At 39.9% G+C, this 25,313-nt stretch carries 21 protein-coding genes; 10 read left to right on the top strand and 11 right to left on the bottom strand.

Features of this window, described 5'->3' with window-relative positions; all coding sequences use genetic code 11:
• Positions 1-22: 22 nt before the first annotated feature.
• The 8 genes from CLNEO_RS13190 to CLNEO_RS13155 all read right to left on the bottom strand — a co-directional run bounded on the left by CLNEO_RS13190 (position 23) and on the right by CLNEO_RS13155 (position 8,159).
• Entirely contained in the window at positions 23-1,015 is a 993-nt protein-coding gene (locus CLNEO_RS13190; RefSeq protein ID WP_066090011.1) for a flagellin N-terminal helical domain-containing protein, read from the bottom strand.
• Positions 1,016-1,034: 19 nt separating this feature from the next.
• Positions 1,035-2,603, bottom strand: coding sequence for a flagellar hook-associated protein FlgK (flgK, locus tag CLNEO_RS13185; protein WP_066090005.1), 1,569 nt, complete (start codon positions 2,601-2,603; stop codon positions 1,035-1,037).
• Positions 2,604-2,633: 30 nt separating this feature from the next.
• On the bottom strand, positions 2,634-3,089 hold the full coding sequence (locus tag CLNEO_RS13180) for a flagellar protein FlgN (protein WP_066090001.1): 456 nt from the start codon (positions 3,087-3,089) through the stop codon (positions 2,634-2,636).
• A 21-nt stretch (positions 3,090-3,110) separates the two neighbouring features.
• Complete coding sequence (locus tag CLNEO_RS13175) at positions 3,111-3,416, bottom strand: flagellar biosynthesis anti-sigma factor FlgM (protein ID WP_066089998.1); 306 nt, start codon at positions 3,414-3,416, stop codon at positions 3,111-3,113.
• 254 nt (positions 3,417-3,670) lie between these two features.
• Positions 3,671-4,720 carry a protein-glutamate methylesterase/protein-glutamine glutaminase gene (locus tag CLNEO_RS13170; protein WP_066089995.1) on the bottom strand — a complete coding sequence of 350 codons (1,050 nt, stop codon included), beginning with the start codon at positions 4,718-4,720 and terminating at the stop codon, positions 3,671-3,673.
• Positions 4,721-4,752: 32 nt separating this feature from the next.
• Positions 4,753-5,565 (bottom strand): CheR family methyltransferase, encoded by an 813-nt coding sequence (locus tag CLNEO_RS13165; RefSeq protein WP_066089992.1) that lies wholly within the window; start codon positions 5,563-5,565, stop codon positions 4,753-4,755.
• A 12-nt stretch (positions 5,566-5,577) separates the two neighbouring features.
• On the bottom strand, positions 5,578-6,057 hold the full coding sequence (locus CLNEO_RS13160) for a chemotaxis protein CheW (RefSeq protein WP_083532027.1): 480 nt from the start codon (positions 6,055-6,057) through the stop codon (positions 5,578-5,580).
• 14 nt (positions 6,058-6,071) lie between these two features.
• A complete protein-coding gene (locus CLNEO_RS13155; RefSeq protein WP_201032938.1) occupies positions 6,072-8,159 on the bottom strand; it encodes a chemotaxis protein CheA in 2,088 nt (695 codons plus the stop codon).
• Positions 8,160-8,295: 136 nt separating this feature from the next.
• On the opposite strand from CLNEO_RS13155, the gene CLNEO_RS13150 reads away from it, so the two are divergent.
• The 8 genes from CLNEO_RS13150 to CLNEO_RS13115 all read left to right on the top strand — a co-directional run bounded on the left by CLNEO_RS13150 (position 8,296) and on the right by CLNEO_RS13115 (position 19,969).
• A complete protein-coding gene (locus tag CLNEO_RS13150; RefSeq protein ID WP_066089988.1) occupies positions 8,296-9,708 on the top strand; it encodes a hypothetical protein in 1,413 nt (470 codons plus the stop codon).
• Positions 9,695-10,003, top strand: a complete 309-nt coding sequence (locus tag CLNEO_RS13145; protein ID WP_066089985.1) for an EscU/YscU/HrcU family type III secretion system export apparatus switch protein — start codon at positions 9,695-9,697, stop codon at positions 10,001-10,003. Before CLNEO_RS13150 ends, CLNEO_RS13145 begins: the two co-directional genes overlap by 14 nt.
• A 48-nt stretch (positions 10,004-10,051) precedes the next feature.
• Positions 10,052-10,660 carry a PilZ domain-containing protein gene (locus tag CLNEO_RS13140; protein WP_066089979.1) on the top strand — a complete coding sequence of 203 codons (609 nt, stop codon included), beginning with the start codon at positions 10,052-10,054 and terminating at the stop codon, positions 10,658-10,660.
• On the top strand, positions 10,647-15,836 hold the full coding sequence (locus CLNEO_RS13135) for an S-layer homology domain-containing protein (protein WP_066089975.1): 5,190 nt from the start codon (positions 10,647-10,649) through the stop codon (positions 15,834-15,836). Before CLNEO_RS13140 ends, CLNEO_RS13135 begins: the two co-directional genes overlap by 14 nt.
• Before the next feature lie 472 nt (positions 15,837-16,308).
• Entirely contained in the window at positions 16,309-16,887 is a 579-nt protein-coding gene (locus CLNEO_RS13130) for a DJ-1/PfpI family protein (RefSeq protein WP_066089972.1), read from the top strand.
• Positions 16,888-17,131: 244 nt separating this feature from the next.
• Entirely contained in the window at positions 17,132-18,679 is a 1,548-nt protein-coding gene (locus CLNEO_RS13125; RefSeq protein ID WP_066089969.1) for a methyl-accepting chemotaxis protein, read from the top strand.
• A gap of 424 nt (positions 18,680-19,103) precedes the next feature.
• Positions 19,104-19,430 (top strand): PadR family transcriptional regulator, encoded by a 327-nt coding sequence (locus CLNEO_RS13120; protein WP_066089966.1) that lies wholly within the window; start codon positions 19,104-19,106, stop codon positions 19,428-19,430.
• Positions 19,427-19,969, top strand: a complete 543-nt coding sequence (locus CLNEO_RS13115; RefSeq protein ID WP_066089963.1) for a DUF2812 domain-containing protein — start codon at positions 19,427-19,429, stop codon at positions 19,967-19,969. Before CLNEO_RS13120 ends, CLNEO_RS13115 begins: the two co-directional genes overlap by 4 nt.
• Before the next feature lie 146 nt (positions 19,970-20,115).
• Here the strand turns inward: CLNEO_RS13115 and CLNEO_RS13110 are convergent, their stop codons facing one another.
• The gene (locus CLNEO_RS13110; RefSeq protein WP_066089959.1) at positions 20,116-21,297 is read right to left on the bottom strand and encodes an MFS transporter; all 1,182 of its coding nucleotides are present in this window, start codon (positions 21,295-21,297) and stop codon (positions 20,116-20,118) included.
• Between the two features lie 18 nt (positions 21,298-21,315).
• Positions 21,316-22,185, bottom strand: a complete 870-nt coding sequence (locus CLNEO_RS13105; protein WP_066089956.1) for a methionyl aminopeptidase — start codon at positions 22,183-22,185, stop codon at positions 21,316-21,318.
• A 308-nt stretch (positions 22,186-22,493) separates the two neighbouring features.
• Here CLNEO_RS13105 and cysK point away from each other — a divergent pair, with 308 nt between their 5' ends.
• Together cysK and CLNEO_RS13095 are read left to right on the top strand one after the other, a co-directional pair.
• A complete protein-coding gene (cysK, locus tag CLNEO_RS13100; RefSeq protein WP_066089953.1) occupies positions 22,494-23,423 on the top strand; it encodes a cysteine synthase A in 930 nt (309 codons plus the stop codon).
• Positions 23,423-24,052 (top strand): TraX family protein, encoded by a 630-nt coding sequence (locus tag CLNEO_RS13095; RefSeq protein ID WP_083532024.1) that lies wholly within the window; start codon positions 23,423-23,425, stop codon positions 24,050-24,052. The genes cysK and CLNEO_RS13095 overlap by 1 nt, the downstream gene beginning before the upstream one ends.
• A 48-nt stretch (positions 24,053-24,100) precedes the next feature.
• Here the strand turns inward: CLNEO_RS13095 and ytvI are convergent, their stop codons facing one another.
• On the bottom strand, positions 24,101-25,150 hold the full coding sequence (ytvI, locus tag CLNEO_RS13090) for a sporulation integral membrane protein YtvI (protein WP_066089947.1): 1,050 nt from the start codon (positions 25,148-25,150) through the stop codon (positions 24,101-24,103).
• Positions 25,151-25,313 lie beyond the last annotated feature (163 nt).

The raw sequence follows: 25,313 nt of genomic DNA, 5'->3' as shown, positions 1-25,313 counted from the left end.
TTCCTCCTTGTCTCGTTATTTTTTAGTTCATAAAGTCAATAAAAGATTGACTAAGAATACCGTTTCCTACCTTTAATGCTGCATTATATGCAAATTGCGCCCAAGCGTAGTCTGTAATGGCTGCTTCCAAATCTACATTTTCTACAGCTACAATTTTTTCATTTAGCGTAATTTTATTATCCTCTAAGCGTGTTTTGGTGGACTCGAGAAAATTGCTTTTTGTGCCCAAAGCTGTGAGAAAATCGGTCAGCTTGCTTTTTGAATCACTAAATTGCTTGCTTAGAGCATCTAACGTATCTCCATCAATTGGATCTTTTTCCAGTTCATCCGCTACCGTACCCAGTAAATCTACCAGGTTATTATCCATTCCATTACTCTGTCCGTAGCCAAGAGCATTTAGTCCTGAAATAGCGGTATTAAAGGCGCTGTTGCTATCCATGTTTCCGCCGGTGAAGGTTAGGCCAAAGCCTAAGTCAACATAAATTTTTGCATTAGCCATATCTTTTAGCTGTGCCTGCACATCAGCGTCGGTGCTGGAAACATCAAGACCAAAGTATTGAAGCTTTCCGTCTACAAGCTTAAAAGGAACGCTATCGGTTGTCTGTCCGCCAAAAAGGAAGGTTTCTCCCAACTTTGAATTGGCCGACATAACAATGGATTCTTGCATCTGCCTAAGACTTGTTGCAATTGTTGTTCGCTGCTCAACGCTTGATGTGTCCGAGATGCCTTGCAAAATCAAAGCATTCGCTTCTTTGGCAATGGTACCCATCTCCATTGTGCTGCTGTCTACTGCATCAAACTGGGAAATAACGCTGCTTACGTTTTCAATATGATCCCCTGTTTCAATATACTCTTTTCTTAACTTGTAGGCAGTTGCCGCAGAGGCGGGATCTTCAGAGGCCTTGCTAAAGTTTCTTTTTGTAAGTACACGATTTTCAGCTTCACTTAATTCGGATCTAGCTTTTCCAAGGTTTGTTTGATAATTGCGTAAAACCTGAGTGGTTGTAATTCTCATTTAAAGCAACTCCTTTTCATTATCTTCCAACAATACCCATTTTATTAATTAAGGTGTCCACGGCTTCATCTAAGGTTGTCATCAGTCTTGCTGCTGCTGCATAGGATTGTTGATATCTAATTAGATTCATACCTTCTTCATCCAAGCTGACTGATGAAATAGCGCTTTTTGCATCTGTAATTTCATTTGCCACAGACACATAGTTGTTTAGCGACGATTTTGTTGATTTAATATCAATACCCAATGTGGTGTTCAAATTGGATATAAATTCGTGGAAGGTACCAGTAAACATGGTGATATCGTCAGAGTCATCGGGAAGCGTTCCTTCATCAACAAAGGACTGGTTCGCTTGCAGTGCGTTAATCATTTTTAGTATATTATCATTGGCGCCAGAGGCGGGTGCGCTCCCGTCAGGCGTTACCGATGCAGTAAGTCCATAATCAGAGTTTTCCCATCCGGAAGCAATACAAATAGTTTTTGCTGTGATCGTACCTCCATCGGAGGAAGCAAACATATCATGTAAGTCCGCCGGATCAAGTCCTGTGTTATTAATATCGTTAAAGGTGGTGGCCAATTTTGTTGCCATAAGGTCAAGCATTTGTTGATAATAGCCGATGCCTCTAAAGGAATTATTGGCACCATCAAACTCACCAGAAGAATTTAAAAATTCCAAATTGCCTTTTAAGGAACCAGTTGAGAGCTCACTAAATATGTCCTCGCCAATTACGACGTCATTGGCATCCTTAACGGGATTTCCGTCTTTGTCAACAATATTAAGCTGCGTTGTTCCGCTTGGAATTTCAAGATTCACATGATCCAAATGATTCAACAGGTTTATTGTATTATTTTCCCCCACCAAATCGATCTTCAATTCGTCAATGGTTAAGCTGTCAGAAATTTTTGTGGGAACATAGGTAACATTGATTTTCATATAGCTTGCCAATTGATCAATTAAAACATTTCTTTGATCCAACAATTCTAGGGCAGGCGTGCCGTTAATCTGTCCGTTTTTAATTGACTTATTCAATTCCGCAATGTTTTCCAAAATGTTATTGATTTCAGGAACTTCAACCTCGGTTAGGTTATATTCGTGGTTGGAACGGATGGTTTCCAATTGCTTTGCACATTGATTTAAATATTTTGTCAACGACTCCGCAGAGGACTTTACCATGTTTTCATATTCTTTGCTGCTGACATTAGAAGAAAGTTTTTGCAGCATGGTGTTAAGGTCACTAAGCTGGGTTTGGATACCATCTTTTGCAATTTCGTCCAAGATAGATTCAATTTCCTGCAGCCCGGCCAGTTTAACGTCGGCTTCCCCTACCTTTGCCACTTCGTTTCTGAATCGAATGTCCAGATAAGGATCTCTCACCTGAGAAACGCCTGTAACTAAGGTGCCATAGCCCACATTGGCTACAGTTGCGTAACGTCCGGCATTTTGTAGGTTTAAGCTTATTTGGTCAACCACCTGTCTTGTATAACCGTTGGTGTTTACGTTTGAAATATTTTGGCCTGTTACATCTAGTCCATATTGGCTGGCGCGAAGCGCTAATTGGGCAGTTGTAAACCCGGCGAATGTTGAACGCATGAAGGTGTCCCCCTTTGACTACAATTATGGTTAAGCAAATCTATTTTTAAAATTATTCCCAGAGGGCATTTGTTTTTGTACAATATCTGGGTTAATATTTAATTTGCCGAGTGCTGTATTAATGAAGTGCAAATTCACTTCGAGTGCGGTTTTTACGCTGTCGTTTACTGCATGAAAATCGCTGGTTGCCTGTTCAAGCAGGGTAAAAAGTTCCTTGCTGTCCTTTTTTTGATTCTCGGGAAGCAGAGCGATAATTTCCTTAAACGTATGGTTTTCATAGCCCAAATCAGCTTGGACTTGCTCACGTTTTTTATCAAGTCCTCTTAATTTCAAAACCTGAACCTGTTCGTCTTTAATGCAAGCGTTTAATGCATCCAAATCTTTAGCGGTCACGGCTTTCAGCTTGTCATTTTCGATGGTAGTAAGAGCTTTAAAAAGCTCAATTAGGCTTAAAATAATGTGATTAAATTCAACAATTGTTGTCATGTTTTTTTATTTCCTTTCCGCTCAAGAAAGCAACATTTTTTTTGCAATTTGATCCAAATCAATTTGATAAGTGCCTTCTTCAATTTGTTGTTTCAAATCGGCAATTTTTTGTTCCGGGCAGGGGGTGGCGGCTTCTTTTGCGAGCCTATTTTTCAGCTCATCAACAAAGCCGATTTGCGTCGGTTTTTCAATTTTTGCGCTAATAATGATTTCATCGCAGTTTTTTGCCCGAGAGGCAGTATTGCTCTGGGGAAGGAGCTGCGAGGTTTTTTCTTTATTTTTATTGGTAGACTGCATATTAAAAAAGCTATTTAGACTGACCTTCATAATAATTCTCCTTAATCTTTAACAGATAATTGTGTTCTAAAATATATATCGGCATCTAAGTAACAATAATAATATTTTTTTTGGATAAAAAAATAAAATCACACCATAAAAGTGTGACAAAGAAAGACAAAATCAGTGAAACAAAAAATGCCTTGGATAACAAAGGAGCTTCCAGGCGTTTTTGCCGTCGAAGCTCCTTGTAGTGGAATGGGTGTCAAATTTTGTTGATAACCTAAGTTATCTTGGAGAATTTATTATTCAAGGGAAGCCAGATGCTTACGCAAAACAAAGGGGATGTTTTCGAAAGAAGTTTCCGTGCAAACAGCACCAATGTTTTTGGCTACCATAGGCATTCCGTATACGACGCAGGATTCTTTGTTTTGGCCAATGGTAAAAGCGCCTGCCTTGCGCATATTCAAAAGGCCTTGGGCGCCATCCCTTCCCATTCCTGTCATAATGATGCCAACAGCATTTTTTTTTGCAACCTCCGCCACGGAGTCAAACAAAACGTCAACGGAGGGCCTGTGTCCGCTTACCTTTTCAGCCTGATAGCATTTTACAACGTAATTTGCGCCGATTTTTGTGAGCTTCATGTGATAATCCCCTGGGGCAACTAGGATTAAGCCGGGTTTGACAATATCGCCATTGACAGCCTCACGAACCTCCATTTTACAAAGACGATTTAATCGTTCAGCATACATTTTTGTAAATCCGGGAGGCATGTGCTGCACAATCAAAATACCCGGTGTATTTTCAGGCAAATCTTTAATTATGGGAATGGTTGCTTCTGTCCCGCCCGTGGATGCACCCAAAGCAATAATTGTTGTGCTTGTCAGGGTAGAAAGCTTTATGGGTGCAAAATTTGGCTTTGATAGGGTTAAGATTGCACTTGTTTTTAAGGGTGCCGTTACCTTTGCATTGCTTGCGATTGTAATTTTTGCAGCAAGTTCATTGATAAAGGCGGTAATGTTATCTGTTCTTGCAAGCTCCGGCTTTTTTACAAAATCCACTGCCCCTGCGGCCAGTGCATCAAATACACTGATGTCCAGTGCGGATACCAAGACAATGGGAATTGGTTGTTCCGGAAGGATCTGATTTAAAAACTCAATACCACTTTGCTTCGGCATTTCCACATCGAGCGTGATAACGTCGGGTTTGAGCAGGAGTATTTTTTCTTTTGCCTCAAATGCATCCCGGGCATATCCCAAAACATCTATATTGCTGAATTCTGCAAGTTTTTTTGTAAGAACCCCTCGAAAGAACAGCGAGTCGTCTACAACTAACACTTTGATTCTTTTATTCATTAAACGCTCCCCTTTCTTTAATTTAGCAACAATTAGATTTTTCTGTATACCGCGGGCATAACATATTTATATCGTGCGTTGCTTTTATTAATTGTTTCGGAAAGCCCAATAATAAGATGTCCTCCGTGATTGGTGGAATCATAAAATCTATCCACCAAAGCATCCTTTGTTTGCTGATTAAAATAGATCATTACGTTTCGACAAAATATAACATCAAATGGAATCTTAAATTGTATGGGATCCATTAAATTAAAGGGCTTAAAGATTACGTTTGATTTTAACGCGGAGGTCACTTCATATTGGTCGGTGTTGTCAACGCGATTAAAATATTTGCGTATCCACTCACTTGGCATATCCTTGAAAGAATCCTGTGGATAAACTCCGTTTTGAGCTTGCAAAAGCACCTTTTGAGAAATATCCGTGGCTAAAACACGGGTATCCCAACGGGGTGCATCTTTGCCTAAAAATTCTTTCATTAAAATGGAAAGGGTATATGGTTCCTGCCCTGTAGAACAGCCTGCGCTCCAAACACTCAAAACCTTATCCTTTTTAGTATTCACAAGATGGGGCAGAATATTTTGACTAAAGTAATCAAAATGAGCCTTCTCCCGCATAAAATAGGTATAGTTGGTGGTAAGCTTGTTTAACAGAAGATCAATATCCTGTTTGGTGGATTTGGTAAGAATAAAATCCACATATTCGGAGAAATCAGTAAAGCCCATTGCAAAGATGGTTGAGTTAAGCCGCCCTTCAATTAATTGTTTTTTCTTTGAGAGATTTATGCCATAATTGTTTTGGATAAAAGTGTAAAGACGGACAAAATCGTTTTCTTTTAAATTATTCATGCATCAACCACCTTATTTATTGCTGATTAATAAATCACAATCCAAGCTGTACATTACGCTGCCATCACTCAAATTTGTCATCCCGCTGATAAAAGGAAGATTTTTAGAGGGAAGGGCGGAAATTTTATTAGGTACATTGATTACCTGTAAAACACTGTCCACCAAAACGCCAATGGAAATTGAATCGATTTCCAAAATAATAACGCAAAGAATTGAGGTATCCTCGTTGTCGGGTTTATTCATTATTTTACGAATATCAATAATAGGTACGATTTGCCCCCTAAGATTGATGATGCCCAAAACGTAGGATGGAACCATAGGCAAACTGGTAATACTGGCGTTTGTAATGATTTCAACCACATTTTCAATGGGGATTCCATAGACCAAATCAGCAGAGATAAAGGTGAGAAATTTATTTATATTTTCTTCTGTAGCCAGCAATTCATATTCCTCATCCATCAGTTCCTCAGTTATATTACTTTCCATTCTCATTATAATATTCCCCCTTATAACGAATTCATGAATGCAGTATGAAGACTCAAAGCATCCAAAATTATACTAATATTTCCGTCACCAAGAATTGTGCATCCTGCAACGCCTGAGTTCTTAATGTTAAAGCCATTCAGGTATGGAGGCAGAGGCTTTACAACAACCTGTTGTTCGCCAATAAAGCTGTCAACAAACAAGCAATAGGATTTATCGCTGGCTTCTACCCATACTAAAATACCTTCTTCAATATCGGTGACTGACGTTTCAATATTATAAAGGTTGTGCAGCCGTACGATGGGATAATAGTTCCCCATGCGTTCAATCAGTTCGTTGCCTACAGAGTCAAAAATAACTTCATCATGATTACACTTAAAGGATTGCTTGATATTGGTAATCGGCATCGTAAAGGTTGATTTGCCTACGGCGATTTCCATGCCATCCACAATTGCTAAGGTTAAAGGTATTTTCAATGTGATACAAGTGCCTTCACCCAATTCGCTGTCGATGGTAACAACGCCGCCGACTTTTTCGATATTCTGCTTTACAACATCCATGCCAACGCCACGGCCGGAATATTCGGTAACGGTTTCGTTTGTGGAAAAACCGGGGGCAAGGAGCAGGGCAAGGATTTCCCGTTGAGTGTATTCGTTTTCGGGTTTTGTAAGTATGCCGTTGCGTTTTGCTTTTTCCAATACCTTTTCGGGGTTAACACCAACGCCGTCGTCGGCAATTGTAATGATGATATCGCTGCCGGTATGCTTTGCTTCAAGAACGATTTCCCCTTGAGGCTCCTTGCCTGCAGCAATTCTTTCGGCAGCACTTTCTTCAATGCCATGATCCATAGAGTTTCTTACAATATGAATTAAAGGGTCATTGATGCTGTCTACGATTGTTTTGTCTAATTCGGTATTTTCGCCGATAATTGTAAGACGTACATCCTTATTGAGATGCTGTCCCATATCACGAACAATGCGGTTCATTTTATTAAATACGCCTGAAATGGGAACCATACGCATTGACATAGCAATATCTTGCAGCTCGTCCGTCAATTTTCTCAATTGCCTGGTGGACTTTGTAAAATTATCCAGCTTCAACCCTTTTAAATCCGGGGAGGAGGTTACCATAGATTCCGTAATAACAATTTCGCCCACAATAGCCATAAGGCTGTCCAGCTTTGACAGGCTCACGCTGATAATGCTTTGCTTGGTCTGCTGGTTTGCAGCGGGAGGAGTACTTGCTTTTTTGCCAGCCTTATTTTGGTTGGCCGCTCCATTTTGAAGGCTATCAGTGGCTGCTATCTTATGCTTTTCAGGTTGTGCGGAAGGATTGGAAATAACCTCGAAGGAAGCAATGTTTAAAGAGCTTTTGATTGCAGCAACGGCGGAATCAACAAGGGTTTCATCCTCAAGGAAGATGAAAAAGCCGTTATCCATAATATAATTACAGGTTTCGGAATTGGTTTCCACATCCTCAGGATAAAAACTAAAGTTGTTCCCGATGTTATCCATAATTGTATTTTTTACCATAAAAGCTCGCAAATGCTCCATTCCGCAGCCATCATCAAAAATGATTTTGATGATGTAGGGGGCATTTGTAGTAGGAATGGATTGTACAAAGGTACCATTTTGTGTTACGGTATTTGGGGTGGCCTTCGCTTTGTTTTCGGCGGTTTCCAAGGTGTTGGGTTCGCCTGAATTCAATTTTTCAATAAAAGTATTAATATCGCTTATAAAACTGTCGATATTATCAGAGATAGGTTCGTTTTGCTCGATTTTTGCAACTTCAGTACGCATAAAGTCGTTTGCATTAAGAATTAGATTAAAAAGCTCAGTCCGCATGGCATCTGAAAAAGAATTTGTTGTGTTGTTTTGCCTGAAGATGAAGAAAAGATCCTCAACCCGATGTGCTATTTTTGAAATAGAATCGAATTCCATCATTGCTGAAGAACCTTTGATTGTATGCATGATGCGGAAAATTTCGTCAATATCTTCTGTTGTGAAGGCCTTAGCTTTTTCCGCTTCGAGCATGATGTTTTCCAATTGCTCGAGGAGAGAATTTGTTTCAAATAAATACATGTCAATCATACTATCCATGCCATTGTTCATTTATGAGCACCACCTTAGAAAAGAATATGTAGACCATTAATTGTACTGTTTGGTTAATTATACTATAAATTTAATTCGACAAAAAGAGGAAAATAATAATAGTTGGCAAAAAAGTTGGCGAAGAGGATGTGAAATAATGTCAAATATCATAAAAGTATCAACCCCCGTTTCCGGATATGAGAATTCTTCAAGAACAAATCCTATCACCACAAACGATCCTAATATTAATAATATAACAAATGTGAGCAAAGTTACAAGACCCGACAGCAAATCTTCCAATACAGATTATCAGCAAAATAATTTTGTGCAATATCAAAACTCAAATTATGAGGGCTTTTTGAAGGTTTTAAAAGATGCTCCTTTTACAACGGAGCTTATGGGTGACTTGATGTTTGTAAAATTGGGGAATCTAGTAAACTCGGGAATCAATGAAAATTTTGCACAGGAAATTTCTCGGTTTTTAGAGCTGATAAAGCTTTCCCCAGAGGAACTGCAGGGGTTTTTGAAAAATCAGGTAGGCGGGGCCACAAAATTTGGCGGAGCTTTTTTTGATTTTTTAAGAAACGTACTTGCAGAATCAAATTCCGGGGAATTAAATTCTAAAATTTTGGATTTACTGAAAAAATATAATGATTTTTCTGCCAGCAATCATATTGTAAAAAATATTTTAATTGATCTTTCCAATTTATCTAAAAGTCTACCCAAAAGCTATTCAGAGCAGCTCCTTGAATTGACCAAGCAGCTGGATGAAAATGCAAAGCCGGGGGACACAACAAATAATTTGGAAATCTTAAAAAAAGAGATTATTCCTTTTTTATCAAAATATACTAGATATACAAATGATTTCGGCCGCGTCAGAGATTTAATCTCATCCCTTACGCAAAACATTTCTCGATACGAAAATGCAAATAAAAATGGATTTATTGATGCATTTGATGAAATTATGCATTATAATGTAATTAAGGATAAGCTTGGCAATATAGATTCAGAAACATTTGCCGATGTATTAATGCAACTGCACGGAGAGAAGTTGCGGGGTGATGAGTCTAACCAAAGGCTTATTAACATTTTGGAGAGAGGTATTCGGGGCGAGGCCGGTTACGAAAATATTGATGGGTTTAAGGGTATTTTGACATCTATGCTTTTAAATGAAAGTGTTTATATGCCATTGCTGCATGTAATGCTTCCGCTGGATGTGAATGGAAACATGATGTTTTCGGAGCTCTGGATTGATCCCGACGATGAGGAGGGGAAAAATGGTGAAGTTGAAAAAAAGACAAAACTCTTAATTAAGTTTGATATTAAGGATGTAGGATTTTTTGACTTAATTATACTGCATAATAAGGGAAAAATTGATATGCAATTGTTTTGCCCCGAGAAGATTCTCTCCGCAGACAAGGGGATTAAGGCCGGTCTTGGGGAAATTATGGAGCGCAATGGCCTTGCTGTTAACTCAATTTCCATAGACAAAAGGAACATACCCGTAAGCATATCAGAAGTATTCCCTAAAATTTGCGAAAGGAAAAATACTGTCAATGTCAAGATATAAGGATAAAATTAGCAAAAAAGCTGTGGCGTTAAAATATGACAATGACCAGATTGCACCCATGATTGTCGCTTCAGGTATGGGGCATGTGGCTGAGAAAATTGTGGAGCTTGCTGCCGATAACAACGTTCCTGTTTATGAGGATACCTCCTTGGCAACGGTTTTATCCAGGCTTGAGCTTGGGACTGAGATCCCTGAGGAGCTGTATAAAGCAATCGTTGACATATATGTATATTTTCTGAAATTTTCACCGTCAAATTCACCAAGTACCTCTGAAGCGGACACGAATAAGAGCTAGCTTTTCGGAATAGAAGAAAATGAGAGGATTTTTTTGGAGGGATAGGCAATGTCAATTAAATGTATAATAATGGATGAACAAAATAAAATGATTGATTATGCGGATTTGAGCTTTATGGCAGATGGTATTTCTTTTTTAATTCCGTTTGACGAGGAAACTTTAAGGCAATTTCGAGTAGGGGAGAAAATTGTTTTCCAGGTGGAAGACAAGTTTAGCCAAATTTATGATGCCGATATTAGTGAAATTGCCTTTGGCAAGCTTCACTTGGAGGAAGTGAGGAATTTGGCGCCGCTTTTACATAGAGATGTTAGAGTTGACTTCGAAATTACAATTATGATTTTCTATACCCAAGATGGAGAAGAAATTCCCGTTGAGGTTAAATTAAGAGATTTAAGCTGTGGGGGCATGTGTTTTAGTTGTAAGGAAGATTTGGATATGGATATGGAGTATTCTTTTATGACCACTTGGACGGAAACGCCAATTTGGATACAGTTTAATCTTTTGCGTAAGGAAGAAGCAAACTTCAATATGTTTACTTATGGATGCGAGTTTCAAAGTTTGCTTCGTGCGGAAGAAAGCATCTTGAGAGCAAGTGTGTTTAAAATACAAGCGACGAATTATAGACGAAAAAGGATGGATGAGGATGATGCAGTTTAAAAGGACGTTGCCCAACAAACTGAAGAGGGCAGTTGCACTTACTTTGGTTACCGTCATGATGGCAACGGATTTATGTTTTGTACATACAGAGAATGTCTATGCGGCGTCGTTTAATATGGGTGTTGCAAATCACTGGGCAGAACCGTTTATGCGCAATTTATACAACAGAGGGCTTATGAGTGGGGACAGCAATGGGAATATGAACCCAAACAAGCCAATTACAAGAGCGGAATTTATTTCGATTATTAATCGAACCTTTAACTATAGTGCCAAAGGGAAAAATCCGTTTAAGGATGTGACAGGAACGGAGTGGTATGCGGCTGATATCATTACAGCGTATAATCAAGGCTATTTTTCAGGAGATGGAAAGAATACGGCAAATCCTAAGGGGCAGTTGACCAGAGAGCAGGCCATTGCTTTATTGGGAAGAAATTTGCAAATTGAAGAAGTTTCCAGAGAAGCGTTTACTTTTTCAGACAGCAGAAGCATTGCAAACTGGAGCAGGGGCTATGTGAACGCCTCTTCGGAAAAAGGCTTTATTTCCGGCTATAAGGACGGAACCTTTAAGCCTCAAAATTACATAACCCGCGGCGAAGTGGCCAAGGTACTTTCTGATGCCATAGGTGAATTGGTAAACCATTCGGGGACAAGAACCTTAGGTTATCAGGAAGGAAACGTTACAATTGCGGCTTCGGGGGTTACCCTTGCGGATACCGTAATTAAAGGTGATCTTTATATTACAGGAGGCGTAGGCCTTGGCAGCACGACCTTGGAGAATGTCCATGTTATGGGACAGGTAATTATCAATGGAACCGGAGAAAGCCAGGCAGGCAAAAGCAGTATTACTTTTGAAGACTGCACGATTACAAGTCTAATTATTCCCGATACAAAGGGAAGTATAAAATCCGTGAAATTAACTGGGAATACCATTGTGGATGAAACGCTGGTCAAAGCAAATACATATTTGGAAGAAACAGCAAGTAAGGGCGGCGGATTTAAAAATGTTGTGCTCAATGGAGCAGCAAAAACAGAGCTTCATTTAGCCGGGTTGTTTGATCAGGTAACGGTAAAAGGCGCCCAAAATAATTTGTATTTAGATAAGGATACCGTTGGTAAACTTATTGTGGATGAGGAAGCCAAAAACAGCAAGGTATTCTTGGATAGCGGCACTTTCGTAGATGGTTTATATACAGATGTGGGGGTGGCTGTTTCTGGTACAGGTGAGGTTGGATATTTAAAGGTGAATTCAGCGGGGAGCAGTATTTCCATGCTTCCCGAAGAAGTAGAGATAAGACCGGGTTTGACGGCAAATGTTAACGGAAAGAGCATGACAAGTAATGATGCGGGTGAATCCGCCAAAACCCCTGCTTTTTTAACGGACTATCCGGATGTGGAGGATGTTGGTCCAACGGATACCATTGCGAAGTTTAAAACCAACAAACCGGGAACTGTTTATTGGGCAATTACCTATTATGATGATGGCAGACCGGATATTGATGAAATCATAAAACCCGGAAAGTACGAAACAACTGTGAAGAAAAATGGTTCTTTACAGGTGACTTCGGGGAAAGAATTTACCGTGAAAATATCGGGGCTTGAAAATAGTACCGACTATATTTTATCTGCTGTTTTAGTGGATGACAGAGGGGACAAAAGCAAAAGAAAAACAGTTTATTTTACAACCATTGATAATGCGAAGCCGGGATTTTTATCAGGGTTCCCTCTGGTAAAGACTGTTTCAAATGTATCCGTTACCCTGGAATATGTCACCAATAAAGATAGTGACTTATACTGGGCGGTATATGAGAAAGGGCGTCCTGCACCGGATAGTAAGGCCTTAAAGTCTCAAAAGCTTTATGGCGCAACGAAAAACGGTGTGGTGGAGGATTGTGAACGCTATGAGGGAGATACCTTTACGGTGACGGGGCTGAAGGAGCTTAGCAGCTATGACCTCTATATTATGCTTTCCGACGGCACAAATGATTCCTCTATCTCAAAGCTGCAGATTACCACAAAGGATACGACACCGCCCCAGTTTAACATAGGGTATCCTAAAATTACTGCCTCCGATAGAACAACGGCTGAGATCAGCGCCAGCTTGAACGAAGAAGGTGTTGTATACTATGCGGCATATCTTGGCGGGACAACCTTCCCCGTGCAAGAGCAGGCGGATACGGATCCTCCTGCCATAACTTCAGATGATGCAAAGCAGCAAATCATCAAAGGAAAGGGCGCCGAAAAGAGTGGCAAGTCCACTAGCCTAAAGGCGGATACGGCGGGCGCATTAAAGCTTTCCGGGCTAAAGCCTGAAGAAGAATATGATGTTTATTTGGTTGCCCAGGATAAGAGTGGCAATTTGTCGGAAATTAAGACCATTCATATTGGAGCAAAGCCTGATTTTATTCAAAATTATCCGGAATTACGTATAATTCAAAATTATTCGGCGGATATTGCGTTAAATGTAACCAAGGATTGCGTGGCTTACTGGGCAGTGCTTCCCAGCGGCAGCGTTGCGCCAAATCTAAACAATCTAAAGGTGCAATTGATTTCTGGTGCAACAAATAAAGGGGTCATTGATTCCTGCAAGAAAAATGAGGAAACCATGGTAACGGTTGACAACTTGAAGGAGTACACAAAATATGATTTTTATGTGCTTGTTTCCGATGGCTTAACGGATTCCGCCATTCAAAAGCTTTCTTTCCAGACTGCGGATTTATCGGCGCCTGTTTTTGCCAATGGGTATCCCGCGTTAGATAAGGTGGCGGATAAATCCATAGATGTTAAATTTAAAGTAAATGAAGCGGCAACAGTTTATTATATTTTGTGTAAAAAAGGTGACACCTTCCCGCTTCCTGCTTCTCCTGGGGAAGAACAGCCTGCGTTGGATTCTGCTGAGGCAAAAAATCAGGTTGTTTTGGGTAACAGCGGTGTGAAGAACGGTAAGGTAACAGCAAAGCAAAACGTGGAAGGCAAAATCAGCATTACAGGCTTAACTGCGGAAACGCCTTATGATCTTTTCATCGTTGCAAAGGATAGTTTTGACAATATATCCAATGTTGTTTATATGGATGTGAAAACCGCAGACTTTACAGCGCCTACTGCCAAATTGGAATTTGAAGAAACCATCAGTGGTGATGTGGTTGCAGGCAGTGAAATCCGTATACAATTTAGCGAAGAGGTTGTGGATAATACGACGAAGAAAAAATTATCCGTTGTTGATAAAGCAGATCTTAGCGCAAACATAAAGCTTTATGATTTGTCTGCTTTACGCAGACCCACCATTGACATTGATTTTACAAAGGTGCTGGTAGAGGATATTGACGGCAAAACCGTTATTATTTTCCCTGCGGGAAGCTTGAATTTAAATAGTGCAAATACATATGAGTTTGAATTAAGTAGAATTGCGGATACCTCAGGAAACAGAATGGATGAAAAAACACTGTTGCCCTCGTTTAATACGGTGGCACCCATGGTAGAGATTTTGGAAACGGTTTCCTCCTCCACCATGGACATGTCCTTTGAGTTGATACCACAGATTTCGGAAACAAATGATAATGTTTTTTACGATGTTTTGTTCCAAAGCAGTGAAAAGATCGGCTTTAAGTTATATGAAAAACCGGCGGGCAGTTCCAGTTTCACAGAGGTTACTCCATCCTCTGATAGCGGCGTAGTCATTGTTGAAAAGGGAAAATCTGTTTCTTTGCAGAACATAAAGGATAAGATTTTTGATAATGCTGAAGTATATGATTATGATAAGTTTAAAGATTTAAAGCAAACGGAGTATGGAATAAAGGTTGTTTCTATCAACGGTGATACGGATAGAAAGGGCTGGTCAAGCACAATTGATTTTGGCATTAAGTGCGTGATTGGCAGCAGCTCCGGTCTAAGTCCTGTTTCTGATAACCCTACAGACAGGCTTGCTGAGGCGGTCAGCGAGGGTAAGGTAACGATAGTAAACTACCCGAAGGAGTTTAACGTCAAGGTTTATTTTACGGATACCATTGTTCCTGCATTTGAAACAGGCTATCCTAAGCTTAAAACCGATAATGATGTTAGTTTGGTCGGCGATACGCTGATTAGGCCTCTTGTTAAAACAACAAAAAAGGCTACATTCTATTACCTCATAGCGAAAAAAGGGACGGTTTCCAATCCCACTGCCGATGGCATTATGGATGGAAAATATAAACCTCAGGATGGGGTCTACGGCAGTTATGCCATTACAAGCGGCGAAACCGAGTATGAATTGAGAATCTCAGGGTTAAATCCCGAAGTGACTTATGTAATGTATTGCTTCTTGAAGGGAACGCCAGCGGCAACTTCGGCGATGAAGGAAATTGAATTTACCACGGTTACAGTTGCAGCACCCAAGGAGGAAAGTGCATATGTTAGAGATAGGCTGGAAAATTCCGCAATCATTGACATTGCTCTTGATAAAGAGGCGGATATAGATTGGATTGTATTTAATAAGAAATCCATGCCGAATGAATCGTTAATTGATGGGGATTTTATCCGTAAGAGAGAGGAAAATATTTCTTACAGACCCATTGATTTTGGTTCTGCCACCGCAAAAATAAGCCAGGGCGATACATTGGCTAGAGCAACGATTACCATTAGCAATATCGAAAGAGATGTATACTATAATTTCTATGCAGTTGCAAAAAGCTCGTCAGGCGGCGGAGATTCTAAGATTATTAAGGTAATCAATATTACGCCTGCGGATAAAACAAGCCCGACAGTGCAAGAAATATCAACGACAATTACAAACTATGGTTCCTTTTATGCTGAAAAGCCATATAACGGTACAGTAACACTGGTCTTTTCTGAGCCGATGTTCTATATTCCGGCGGAAGGTCAGATGGGGGAAGCTCTTAGTGGAAACTTCTTTGCAAACGAATTGGGAATTGACACTGAAGAAGGTACTGACGATGGAAAGACCAAGATTTGGCTGTCCAGTCATCAAACTGCCCTAGTTGATAGCGAAACTGGAGTAAGGGCATTGAAAACTGCCACCATAGGGTTTAGCAATGTTTACAATAACACAGTAATTAGCTTCCCGTATCCTATGTCGGATAAAAATACAAATATAGCTGGTTATCTGACTTTAAAATTTGTGGATGCGGAATTAAAAGGTGGAAAAAGAGGCGACTCTCTTTGGGAATTCCAATTTAGTAAATAAATAGGGAATTACAGAAAAAGCGGCAACTGGTTTTAGAGTATAAAGGAAATGAGTTTTATTGGGCAGACAACAATGGTGTCTGCCCAATTTTTGTTCCCTTTCGCTTGACAAAACCACCTGCTCTGCGGGTGATGAGACTGTGGAAAAATCCATTATGGATACCGCCCAAACATAGTGTAGCTGAGATTATGGGGTATTCAAAGGGAAAAGCTCATTATAGTATTTGATAGACATACCAGCTTGAAACATATGTATGGAAATCCGCATGGATATTTTGGGGGGGCGAATATTTTGTGAGTGCAGTGGAAAAAAATTGAGGAGTATATAAGAAATCAAATACAAGAAACTTATAAGGAAGTGCGAGCGTATCTTCTAATAGACAGAAAATGGTTATAATTTTGTTTGCTTTTGTTTGGAAAAGCAATATAATGAAGAACAAAGAATTTATTATAATCTGGGGAGGATCATTCAAATGAAGGTATTATTACTTTTAGCAAAAGGTTTTGAAACAATGGAATTTAGCGTATTTATTGATGTTTTTGGCTGGGCTAGAAATGATTATGGCATGGATGTAAATGTTGAAACCTGTGGATTTAAAAAAACGGTGGTTAGCACGTTTCATGTGCCAATCATTGCAGATAAAACTATAGCTGAAATTTCTATGAATGAGTACGACGCACTGGCAATTCCCGGCGGGTTTGAAGAATTTGGTTTTTATGAAGAGGCGTTTGATGAGAGGTTTTTAGACATTATCCGTCAATTTCATGGGCAAGGAAAGCCCATTGCAACGATCTGTGTGGCTGCTTTATCCCTGGGGAAAAGTGGGATATTGGCAGGGAGGAAAGCAACTACATATCATTTGGGGGATGGACATAGGCAAAAACAGCTTGCAGAGTTTGGCGTTCAAGTAGTAAATGAGCCGATTGTTATAGACAATAATATGATTACTTCATATTGTCCTGCCACGGCTGCCGGTGTTGCCTTTCGATTACTGGAAGTGCTGACCAATACAGAACAAATGAGAATTGTAAAAGAGGCTATGGGTTTTTAATTTCCCATGGAGCATAAGAAAAAACATGAAACATGATTTTTCACAACATATATTATACATCCAAAATCATTTAAAAACCCCGAAATGGCTAAAAATGTCGTAATAAGGTTGCCCTTGCAAATTTATGTAATATGTGGTAGAATTTCAAGAAAAATAATATATGGTGAGTAAAGAGGCTCCTTTTAGTACTAATTTGTTTTTACAATGAAGTATTGAAAGGAGTATTTTTTTAGGGGGTAAAATCATGGGTAAATATCGAATTATTGTAACTCATTTGGTGTGCATACTTATCTTAGCGGGATTGCATTTTATTAACGAAATAACTTTATACCGAGTAATCAGTATTTTGACATTGATTTTCACGGGAATTGTCGGGCAGTTTTTTTATAATACCAATACGAAAAAACTAAAAACAAGGATCAATAAGCTTTCTCAGGAGCTTTCTGCTGCATCCGGCAGCATAAAATCAGTTTCGGCAGAAATACAGCTTACGGTGAACGAAAGTGATGTCTTCTCGAAACATCTTTTTCAGCAATCTACACAAGTAACCCATCAAATGACAGAAGTGAATCAAATCATTGCGGAAGCAGTCTTTGCAATAAAAAATTTAGTTTCATTATCAAGTGCAACAAAGGAAATGGCTTCTGAGCTTGATGCAACCAGCAGGGCTTCTGCACAAACGATTTCCAATAGTAAGACAGAAATATTAAATATTGTGGACGTTATTGGGCAGATAAAGGATACAAGCACGAAAGCTGTAAAATCCATGGAAACACTGAAAGAAACATCGGATAGTATTTCCGGAATGCTTAGAGAAATAACCACAATATTGGCCAAAATGAAGCTAATTTCAATCAATGCGTCCATTGAAGCAGCCAGAGCCGGTGAGGCTGGGCGGGGCTTTACAGTGGTGGCAGCTGAGTTTAAAAGCCTTTCGCAAATGACGGACGAGTTTGTGAAAGGCATTGAAACTCAAATTTTTTCAATGAACAGTGATGTGGTGGATGTTTATGATAATATCACGCAAAACAATGAAAATGTTAGTAATGGCGTGGCTTTTTCCAAAACAATAGAACATGACTTGGAAAACATGAGCCAATCCTTTCATACAGTAATAGACATGGTTGAAAAAATAAATCATATCAGTTGTGAACAAAGCGCAATTTCAGACCAAGTTGGAAATCAGATTGGGAGTATGGAGGCGTTGGTCAATACAACAAGCCAAAATGCGGATAAAGTGTACCATTCGGCGTTGCAGCAAAAGGATAGGGTAGAAAATATTTCTCAAATGAGCAATAAGCTGAGCGCCGCTTCCCAGGAGCTGTCTGAAATGGCGGAAAGCTCCATCGAGTTGCCTGCTTATTTAACTTCTCAGGCATTTACGGCTGCACTCAATAAAACCGCACAACAATTTTTTGTTTTTATTCAAGAGGAAATCATTGCAAATACTGAATTTTTAACGAATGATCCTGTGGCTCATAATAAAATGCTTCAAGCATTTATGCAAAATCACGAGAACATGGTGGAAGCAGTTTGGACCAACGATGTAAACGGCAGATTTTTTTCCTCCATTCCCCCTGCAAGTATTGCAAATGCAAAAATCAGAGAATGGTTTATCTCAAGCGTTCGCGGGGAACAATATATCTCGAATATTTATGTTTCAGGAATTACAAAGAACCCTTGTGTTACACTGGCGGTACCGTATCATTCTCAAGGCGGAGAGATTATTGGGGTAGTCGGGTTGGATATTAATTTAAATGGCTTATCCCTAAAGGGTGCTAAATTAAAATAAACGATGCACTGGGGTTTCAAAGAAAAGCAAGAACCTATTTTTATGCAAAAAAACATACCCACTATGGCACCAAAGTATGAAAACCACTTTGAACAATAGTTTTAAGTGGTTTTTTGTATGCCCAAAACTAGGTTAGAAGCATATTTTAAAATAGCCTAAACTGCCAGATTGAAAGAATCCTGTTTATCCAATGGAATTTATTTATAAGGTTTTGACGGTTGGATGGCCATAGGATGAAGTTTTTTGCTGCTAGTTTTTAGGGTAAGCCCTTCATTCTTTGAAGGAGTATCGTTGCTTTTGCAAAAAAGCCTACAAAGAATTGAATTTGTTTAAAAAAACCATTGCTTACTATATGGGTATCCGTTATAATAAATATATCGGCTGACGATACATCGTCAGACTTTATAACGGAAGGGGATATTATGTGGGCAACAATCAAAATACAGCATTAACTGAGGCGGTGTATTATATTTTACTTTCTATTCTGTCGCCGCTTCATGGATATGGCATTATGCAAAACATCGAAAAGCTTTCTTGTGGCAGAGTAAAGCTTGCGGCAGGCACATTATATGGTGCGATCAGTACAATGCTTGAAAAGGAATGGATTATGGCAATACCGGGGGAAGGGGACAGCAGAAAAAAGGAATACCAGATAACCCAGCTTGGCCGCAGCATTTTAGAGGCAGAGATGATTCGACTGGAGGAGCTGCTTAACAATGGGAAGGCTCTATTAAGGAGTGAAGAAAGATGAGAAAAGTAATTTATAAATTATTTTGGGTTTCGGAATATGATAAGGAAGAAAAATGGCTGAACGAAATGGCGGAAAGAGGCCTTGCCCTTGTTGCCATTGGGTTTTGCAAATATACTTTTGAAGAGTGCATTCCCGGTGAATATAATGTGCGCCTTGAGCTTTTGAAAAATGCCCCCTCTCATGGAGAAAGTCAGCAATATATTAAGTTTATTGAAGAAACGGGAGCTGAATATTTAGGTTCCATTATGCGGTGGATATATTTTAGAAAAAAGACGGATGAAGGCGAATTTAACTTGTATTCAGATAATTCTTCCAGAATTAAGCAGATGAACAAAATATTAAATTTAATTGGGATTCTGTGCATAATGAATATTTGCATTGGACTGAATAATATTTTCATATTTTTTACGCTAAGTTCAGAGTTTAATTTTATCTGCGGCATAGTTAGCTTGAGCTTGGGACTATTTTTGGTCTATGGATTTTTTCGGGTATACAGAATAAAACGGAAGTTAATGCAAGAGCAAAGCTTGTTTGAATAAGCTTCTAGGGGAAAATCGCCTTAAGCTTCCATAAATCAAAAGAAAAAAATGGTATTTATCTCCGTAACAAAAAAATCGAAATTTTTCACCTTTCACGCTTGGACACAAAAGACCCTGTTTTGGGGTTATCTCAAAACAGGGTCTTTTTATGCTTCATAGGGAATGCTTTTGTTTGTTGTATTTTGCACGCCAACAAGGAAGAACACCATACCAAGGATACAAGAAGCGGTGGTAAGCCATAGCATCATGGCTACATTAAAATACTGTAAAATATATCCTCCGGCAAGACTGCCCAAGATATTTCCTACAGTAATGCCGATGGTAACAAGGGCTTGCCCTTTGACTTGATCCTGCTTTCCCAAGGCACCGCTAACGTAATAGACGATTGCGGCGGTAAATGGGGCAAAGGATATGGCTTGAAAGCTTAATGCTAGGTACAGCATGGTTAAATTTGAGGCAAAGGTTACGCCAATCCCCTTAAGAACAAAGAAAATTGCCGTAAAACGCAATAATTTTGCACAATCCCATTTGCGGATAATCCTTGTGCAAAAAAGCATAGCAGGTACCTCTAAAATAGCTGTATAAGCCATCATCCGCCCCAATGCTTCATTTCCTTCTCCAATGCGGTTTAGAATATGTATCATATAGTTATTGATTGAGCTATGGGATACAAAAATGCAGGCAATTCCCACGACAAGCAGGGCAAAGCGAGGACTGCTTTTTAAAACTGCAATGGTTCCCCCATGGGGTATATCTACAGCTTGATGACTGCCCATATCGGGAAGCTGATGCAAGAAAAACAGGATAATTATGACCAATCCGCAAGAAGTCATGGGTAGGCATTTGGTGGAAAAAACAACAGTCAGTGTACCTAAAAAGAACGTCAGAACCGAGTATGCAAAGGAACCAATCCCTCTTGCAACGCCAAAGTTTAAGGGCACTTCATTTTGCATCAGTTGTATGCCCAGTGCGCTTATGATTGGCTGTATAGAGAGCTGTAAAAGAATAAGCAGGCTGTATAAGAGCGCAATCACAATCTTAGGCAACGGAAATATTGACAAAAGCACATAAGGAATGATTTGCGCCATGCACAAAAGCATAAAAACACGTTTCACCGTAAAATGTGTCCCTTTATCTGCAGCACAAGCAATGACTGGTTGCAGAAGAACAGACAGAAAGCCGGAGATGGCAATTAGCGTTCCAATACTGCCATTGGAAAAACCATGGTCTAAAAGAAATACGGCGGTAAAGGTTACAGAACTGCCGTAGCTCATCCAGTATAATCCCTGCAAAGCGCCGTAGAAATAGACGAAATTATCCTTCTTCATTTTATGAACCTCATATTTTTAATGGGTAATGACCTCTGCTCCATCCTCAGTTACAAGAACAGTATATTCCCACTGAGCGGATAGGGAGCCATCCTTAGTATAAATCGTCCAACCGTTTTCCTCATCCTGAAAAAATGCCTCTTCTCCTGCGTTTACCATGGGCTCAATGGTAAAGACCATGCCGGGAACCAAAAGCATACCTGTTCCACGCTCACCAATATGGCAGACATAAGGATCCTCGTGGAAATCATTTCCTACACCATGACCACCAATATCCCGCAGTACGGTGTAGCCGTTGGCATAAATATACTGACTTACAACATAGCCGATATCCCCGAGAAAACCCCATGGTTTTACTTCTTTTAACCCCAAATCAACGGATTCTTTTGTAACTTGAACCAGCTTTTTTGCTTCCGGGCTAACTTCTCCGATACAAAACATACGGGATGCATCTGCATAATAGCTATCTAAAATGGTTGTAACGTCAACATTTACAATATCGCCGTCTTTTAAAACTTCATTGTCAGATGGTATGCCATGGCATATAACATTGTTGACAGAGACACATACGCTTTTTGGGAAGCCGCAATAGCCTAGGGGGGCAGGCGTACCGCCATGGGCTATGGTGTATTCATGCACCAAGGTATTAATCCCATCGGTAGACATACCCGCACAAATTTTTTCTCCCACCATGTCCAGTATTTCAGTGTTTAACACACCGGCTTTTCTGATGCCTTCAATTTGTGCCGGAGTTTTAATAATTTTGTGGGAAGGAACCGTGGCTCCGTTTGCCTTATACTGTGCAATTTTATCGTCCATTTCAGCATGGCACTGCTTATATTTTTTTCCGCTGTTGCACCAGCAGGGGTCGTTACGACCAAGCTTCATAAATGGTCATATCCTTTCTTAATGAAATTAGCGTGTTGAATATTATATTATAGTTTTTTTGCAAAAAAAGTATCACAAATAAAAACGCTATACTTTAAAAAGTATTTTGTCTATTTGTGAGCCCAGTTCAAGAAAATAAGCTATAATACAATGATTGACAACACCTAAGAAAATATTTGCAAATTCAATTTTCATAGTAGCATAAAATAGAAGGAATAACAATAGAGATATTGCTTGAAGGGAAAAAGCAACAGTGGTACTATTAAAATTAACTGACTTTAGTACGAATAGAAAGGATGACATAAAGTATGGTTTACCAAAGCATTGATCAGTTAATTGGGAAAACGCCGTTATTGGAGTTGACACAGTATGAAAAAAAGCATGGCCTTCAAGGAAAGCTGTTGGCCAAGGTTGAATTTATGAACCCAGGGGGCAGCGCAAAAGACAGGGTAGCCAAGGCAATGGTTGAAGATGCGGAGCAAAGGGGTATTTTAAGAGAAGGGGCAACGATTATTGAGCCGACCAGTGGTAATACTGGAATTGGCCTAGCGGTAATGGCTGCGGCAAAAGGATACCGTGCAATCATCGTCATGCCCGATTCTATGAGTATGGAGCGACGCATGCTGATGAAGGCCTATGGAGCGGAGCTGGTGCTTACGCCGGGAGCAAAGGGAATGGCAGGAGCCATTGAAAAAGCGGAGGCCTTGCAGAAAGAAATCCCAAATTCTTTCATTCCGGGGCAGTTTGATAACCCTGCAAATACAAAGGCCCATTACGAAACCACAGGCCCTGAAATTTTTCAGGATATGGAGGGTAAGGTGGATATTTTTGTTGCGGGAATTGGCACAGGCGGCACAATTTCCGGTGTGGGAAAATATTTAAAGGAAAAAAATCCTCTAATTCAAGTGGTAGCCGTTGAGCCGGCAGCATCTGCTCTGCTGTCAAAGGGCGTGGCAGGGTCTCATGGCATTCAGGGCATCGGTGCAAACTTTGTTCCTTCCATATTAGATACGGAAATCTATGATGAGATAATTGCCGTTGAAAATGAAGAGGCTTTTGAAGCTGGGCGGGATATAGCGAAAACAGAAGGGCTTTTGGTAGGCATTTCTTCGGGGGCCGCTCTTTTTGCCGCAAAGAAACTGGCGGAACGAAGGGGAAATGCAGGGAAAAACATTGTTGTATTTTTACCCGATACGGGTGAACGTTACCTTTCCACAGCAATGTTTGCTGAAATTTAATGGAGCGGCGCAATCAGATGACGGCAGCCTTGGCGGCGATTCTTATGGTTGTCGATCATATTGGAGCGATATTTTTTCCCCAGCAAACTGCTTTTCGATTGATTGGGCGGCTGTCTTTCCCCCTTTTTGCCTTTGGAATTGCCCAAGGGGTTACCTATACCGCTAATTTTAAAAAGTATATATTCCGTATCCTTTTCGCGGCAGTTCTCTCACAGCCCATTTATTTTATGGCGTTTGAACATACCAACCTAAACCCGTTATTTACGCTGGCACTTGGGGCTTTGGTGTTATGGCTTTGGAGAAAAGGGGGAAGGGAGAGATTTTTTGCAGGTGTTTTGCTGATTCTTTCTTACTGGATTAAAACCAGCTATAGCTGGTACGGCGTGGCTACCATTTTTGTTTTTGGATTTTATGATTGTGCCAGAAACATTTCTTTTTATGGACAGGTGTTCTTGCAACTGCTTTACGGATTTTTCACAAACGTGTGGCTGCAAAGCTTTTCTCTTTGCGCCTTTCCTTTGGCGGGAAGGGTGTGGAAAAAAACAGTTTATTTACCGAAATACTTTTTCTATGTTTTTTATCCGCTGCATTTGACTATTTTAGTGGCTATAAGAGAGATTATTTTTTAAAAAAGGTCTGCGAAATTTTCGCAGGCCATTTTTATGCTACCTAAGCTTTTATTTTTTTTCTTGTCGAAAGCGGAGAGTTGTCCGCAGCATAACAGCAATTACGGGGCCAAGAATTAATCCCCAAAACCCAATACATCTATATCCAAAATACATGGAAAATAAAGTGAGCAGTGGGTGCATCCCAATTTGCGCACCGAGAATTTTTGGCTGCATAAGTTGGCGTACAACTTGAATAATTCCATAGATCACCAGATATCCAATGCCCAAAGTGGTATTTCCCAAAATAAACTGCAAAACCGCCCCTGGCCAGAGAATAAAGCCGCTTCCAAAAAAGGGAACTGCGTCAATGACGGCAATACAAACGCTAATTAATAAAGCATAAGGGGAATGCAAAATATACAGTCCGATGACACAGATGAGAAATATAAAAACCATCAGTATCAGTTGGGTTTTTACATAGCCCCAAAGGGAAGCCGCCAAATCCTTTTTTGTCGCTTGTAAGGAAGCACCGAATAATGGCTCCACATGGGTTTTGTATGCCAAGTGAATGCTTTCTTGATCCTTCGTTAGGAAGTATGCGGAAAAAAGGGTGATAAAAAATGCAAGTACCAGCTTCGGTATGGCTGTAATGGCGGAAACTGAGCCGCTGCTTTGCACCAAGGAGAGCAAAATATTAAATAGCTCCTCTTGCAAATTGGCGGTAACGCTTGTCACACCTTCGGGTAAGCCAATGAGAAGTATATCCACCTTTGCCCAGAATAAGGTCAGACCTTCCTCTATTTTATCCAAATAAAAGGGGAGGTCATTGAGCAGATTTTGAAGCTGTGCATAAAGCTGAGCACCCGCAAAATATCCTAAAAATCCAAGGATGGAAATCAGAAGAAGAATTCCTGATAGAGCGCCTGCCCAGCGTGGAATATGATGCTTTTCCAATTGATCCGCCAGGGGGATAAACATACGGCTTAACAACCAGCCAAAAACAAAAGGCAAAAAAATGGGAAACAGGTAGCGGAAAAATAAAAAACACGCTAGAATTCCCCCGCAAAGAATTAAAAAATTTAGTATTGCCTGCTTATTTTTAATATAAAACTCCTGCATACCACCCCTCCTTCTCAGGACAACTTGCCATATTATGTATATTATAATACGAAAAAAGGATTCGGCACAATATTTTGCAAGAATTAAAAAAGATTTAAGTATTGGGCAGTTGGTGGGAAGCTGAAGGCATCCAATATACTGCCCGTTATTTTGTTTTGCAGGA

It is taken from the genome of Anaerotignum neopropionicum (assembly GCF_001571775.1).
GTDB classification, from domain to species: domain Bacteria; phylum Bacillota; class Clostridia; order Lachnospirales; family Anaerotignaceae; genus Chakrabartyella; species Chakrabartyella neopropionicum.
Note: the sequence above shows the minus strand (reverse complement) of the source record. Positions and strands in the feature narration are given on the sequence as shown.

Excerpts from the sequence above, each read along its gene's own strand:
- CLNEO_RS13190 (WP_066090011.1), bottom strand. The coding sequence starts at position 1,015 with ATGAGAATTACAACCACTCAGGTTTTACGCAATTATCAAACAAACCTT.
- flgK (WP_066090005.1), bottom strand. The coding sequence starts at position 2,603 with ATGCGTTCAACATTCGCCGGGTTTACAACTGCCCAATTAGCGCTTCGC.
- CLNEO_RS13180 (WP_066090001.1), bottom strand. The coding sequence starts at position 3,089 with ATGACAACAATTGTTGAATTTAATCACATTATTTTAAGCCTAATTGAG.
- CLNEO_RS13175 (WP_066089998.1), bottom strand. The coding sequence starts at position 3,416 with ATGAAGGTCAGTCTAAATAGCTTTTTTAATATGCAGTCTACCAATAAA.
- CLNEO_RS13170 (WP_066089995.1), bottom strand. The coding sequence starts at position 4,720 with ATGAATAAAAGAATCAAAGTGTTAGTTGTAGACGACTCGCTGTTCTTT.
- CLNEO_RS13165 (WP_066089992.1), bottom strand. The coding sequence starts at position 5,565 with ATGAATAATTTAAAAGAAAACGATTTTGTCCGTCTTTACACTTTTATC.
- CLNEO_RS13160 (WP_083532027.1), bottom strand. The coding sequence starts at position 6,057 with ATGAGAATGGAAAGTAATATAACTGAGGAACTGATGGATGAGGAATAT.
- CLNEO_RS13155 (WP_201032938.1), bottom strand. The coding sequence starts at position 8,159 with ATGAACAATGGCATGGATAGTATGATTGACATGTATTTATTTGAAACA.
- CLNEO_RS13150 (WP_066089988.1), top strand. The coding sequence starts at position 8,296 with ATGTCAAATATCATAAAAGTATCAACCCCCGTTTCCGGATATGAGAAT.
- CLNEO_RS13145 (WP_066089985.1), top strand. The coding sequence starts at position 9,695 with ATGTCAAGATATAAGGATAAAATTAGCAAAAAAGCTGTGGCGTTAAAA.
- CLNEO_RS13140 (WP_066089979.1), top strand. The coding sequence starts at position 10,052 with ATGTCAATTAAATGTATAATAATGGATGAACAAAATAAAATGATTGAT.
- CLNEO_RS13135 (WP_066089975.1), top strand. The coding sequence starts at position 10,647 with ATGATGCAGTTTAAAAGGACGTTGCCCAACAAACTGAAGAGGGCAGTT.
- CLNEO_RS13130 (WP_066089972.1), top strand. The coding sequence starts at position 16,309 with ATGAAGGTATTATTACTTTTAGCAAAAGGTTTTGAAACAATGGAATTT.
- CLNEO_RS13125 (WP_066089969.1), top strand. The coding sequence starts at position 17,132 with ATGGGTAAATATCGAATTATTGTAACTCATTTGGTGTGCATACTTATC.
- CLNEO_RS13115 (WP_066089963.1), top strand. The coding sequence starts at position 19,427 with ATGAGAAAAGTAATTTATAAATTATTTTGGGTTTCGGAATATGATAAG.
- CLNEO_RS13110 (WP_066089959.1), bottom strand. The coding sequence starts at position 21,297 with ATGAAGAAGGATAATTTCGTCTATTTCTACGGCGCTTTGCAGGGATTA.
- CLNEO_RS13105 (WP_066089956.1), bottom strand. The coding sequence starts at position 22,185 with ATGAAGCTTGGTCGTAACGACCCCTGCTGGTGCAACAGCGGAAAAAAA.
- cysK (WP_066089953.1), top strand. The coding sequence starts at position 22,494 with ATGGTTTACCAAAGCATTGATCAGTTAATTGGGAAAACGCCGTTATTG.
- CLNEO_RS13095 (WP_083532024.1), top strand. The coding sequence starts at position 23,423 with ATGGAGCGGCGCAATCAGATGACGGCAGCCTTGGCGGCGATTCTTATG.
- ytvI (WP_066089947.1), bottom strand. The coding sequence starts at position 25,150 with ATGCAGGAGTTTTATATTAAAAATAAGCAGGCAATACTAAATTTTTTA.